This window comes from Komagataeibacter kakiaceti JCM 25156 (assembly GCF_000613305.1).
In genome coordinates, this window is sequence record NZ_BAIO01000396.1 from 1 (window position 1) to 2207 (window position 2207).

3 protein-coding genes and 1 pseudogene are annotated in these 2207 nt (G+C 64.6%); 2 read left to right on the forward strand and 2 right to left on the reverse strand.

Annotated elements, in window-relative coordinates; genetic code table 11:
- Positions 1 to 532: HesA/MoeB/ThiF family protein (locus tag JCM25156_RS14290; protein WP_025813607.1), on the reverse strand; the 532-nt coding region annotated here is incomplete at its 3' end.
- A 197-nt stretch (positions 533 to 729) separates the two neighbouring features.
- Here JCM25156_RS14290 and JCM25156_RS14295 point away from each other — a divergent pair.
- Complete coding sequence (locus JCM25156_RS14295) at positions 730 to 1365, forward strand: DUF2939 domain-containing protein (RefSeq protein ID WP_025813608.1); 636 nt, start codon at positions 730 to 732, stop codon at positions 1363 to 1365.
- Between the two features lie 45 nt (positions 1366 to 1410).
- On the opposite strand, the gene JCM25156_RS14300 is transcribed toward JCM25156_RS14295, so the two are convergent.
- Positions 1411 to 1638, reverse strand: coding sequence for a DUF3126 family protein (locus tag JCM25156_RS14300; RefSeq protein WP_025813609.1), 228 nt, complete (start codon positions 1636 to 1638; stop codon positions 1411 to 1413).
- A 263-nt stretch (positions 1639 to 1901) separates the two neighbouring features.
- Between JCM25156_RS14300 and JCM25156_RS24735 the strand changes: the two are divergent.
- Positions 1902 to 2207, forward strand: a pseudogene (locus JCM25156_RS24735) (hypothetical protein); the annotation flags it as partial.

A 2207-nucleotide genomic window follows, 5' to 3' on the forward strand; every position in this document is an offset into this window, starting at 1 on the left:
GCGCCTCGGGGTACAGGCAGCGATAGCACGGGCCGCCGGGGCGGAAGGTGGAAAGCTGCCCCTCGAAACGCAGCACGGCGGCGGAGACGAGGGTGCGCTGTTCCAGCGCGCAGGCATCGGCCACCAGATAGCGGGTGGCGAAATTGTCGCTGCCATCGCACACCAGGTCGTAGCTGCGCACCAGTTCGCGCGCGTTGTCCGCCGTCAGCCTGACGTTATGACAATCCACCCGTGTTCCCGGATTGATCGCACGCAGCGCCTGCGCCGCCGATTCGACCTTGGGCTGACCGATCCGGTCGGTCACATGCGCGATCTGGCGCTGGAGATTGGACAGGTCCACCACGTCGTCATCCACCAGCCCGATCCGGCCCACCCCGGCGGCGGCGAGATACAGCGCGACCGGGGAGCCAAGGCCCCCCGCGCCAACTATCAGAATACGCGCCTTTTTCAGGGTGTCCTGACCGGTTCCACCCACTTCGGGCAGGAGGATGTGGCGCGCGTAGCGCTGGATCTCTTCCTCGGTAAAATTCATCCCTGTCTCCTGGCGCGTTGCATGGCGCTTCATGGCGGATACACCGTGCGCATGGCGGAACGCAGCGGGAAGCCGGGGCTGCGAGTTCACGATTACGTGATAATTTCTTCATATAATCATGAAACCAATGCATGTCGGATATGTTTCCAGTATAGTCCATGGGGCACGTGAAACCATCTCGGGGGGAGTATAAATCAATGTCTTATCTTTCCCGTATGGAAATTCCCGGCGGTGTCGCCGCCCTGCGCCGCCAGCAGGCGCGCTGGGTCTGCGCGGGCACGCTGGCAGCCGCGACATCGCTTTACGCGGCGTCGCCCTTTTTCACGCTGTGGTCGATCACATCGGCGGTCCGCGCCCATGACATGGGCAGCCTGAACACCTGCCTCAAGTGGGAATCCGTGCGCAGCAGCCTGAAAAACCAGGTGGTGGATGGCCTGATCGGCCCCCCGCACGCGGATGACGAACTACCCGGATTCGGGGAATCCTTCGCGTCCTCCGCCGTGTCGAACGCGATTGATGAGGAAGTGCGCCCCGACCGGCTGGGTACGCTGGTGGACCACCTGCTGCCGCAGGGTCCGGCCAGCGCGTCCTACCAGACATGGTCGGCCATGGCGGGCATGCTGGGGCGGGTACATATGCATTTCACCCATCCGGGCGTGTTCGAGGCCAGCGTGGTCATGCCGGGGCATGAAAAAGAGACGCCGCTGCGCCTGCAGATGCGGATTCACGCCTTCCAGTGGAAGATCGACCGCGTGGAACTGCCCGCGGCCCCTCCCGAACCCCTGATCGAGGCCTCGGCGGGGCCGGTTCCGCAGCCCCTTACGCAGCCCTAGGCCGCGAGCAGGGCGGAAAATCTTTCCGCCCCCGGCGATGACGGATCACTTCGGGGCGGGCAGGTCTTCTTCCAGCACCGTCATGTGCACGGCGTAGGAGACTTCGCCTTCATCCTCGTCACGATGGACCGTTCCCACCACTTCACCGTTAACGGCCAGTTCGACCGACAGACCGGCACGCGGCGGTGCGTTGACCGTAAGCCCCGGTGAACCCAGCAGACGACGCAGGCAGACCTGAAGGCGCGAAATTTCGGAAGAGGACATGGCACTCATGAACGTATGTTCTCCACAAAGGCAGGACCCGCCGGAAATGGAATCGGGGCCGGATATGGCCCCCCGTCAACGCGCGTGGCTGGTCCGGTCAGGATCGCGCGGCTGCCCCGGTAAATACGGGCACCGCCGCAGGCTATAGGCATATGCGTGGCAGGCCGCAACCGGCGTGCCCATGATTTTCCCCATGACCGCCCTGACAGCGCCACGATTGCCGCCTTTTGTAGACCATGGCGCAACACCAGTAGGAAGGGAGAACACAAACCATGCGTATCCGGTTTTTTCCCCGGCTGATGCTGCTCGTGGCCCTGCTTGGTCCCGCTGCCGGGCTGACGGCGCTGGCGGCCAGCCTGCCCAAGGACGCGGCGGTAACCGAATCCGTCTCCAACCTGAGCGCGCGCGCACTCGCCCGCCAGATTCATGAAGAAGGCGCGCAGGCCACCGTCCGCACGCTTGATGAGCAGAAAGCCTGGCCCCGCCTGCGCCGCGCGGTGGCGGCGGGGTGGGATGGGTGGATTGAACTGGTGCCCGACCTGATCACCCATGCCGATGACGCGACGGCCAGCCGCCTG

What these genes read in the sequence shown, in the direction of transcription:
- JCM25156_RS14295 (WP_025813608.1), top strand. Translation starts at nt 730, where the DNA reads ATGTCTTATCTTTCCCGTATGGAAATTCCCGGCGGTGTCGCCGCCCTG.
- JCM25156_RS14300 (WP_025813609.1), bottom strand. Translation starts at nt 1,638, where the DNA reads ATGAGTGCCATGTCCTCTTCCGAAATTTCGCGCCTTCAGGTCTGCCTG.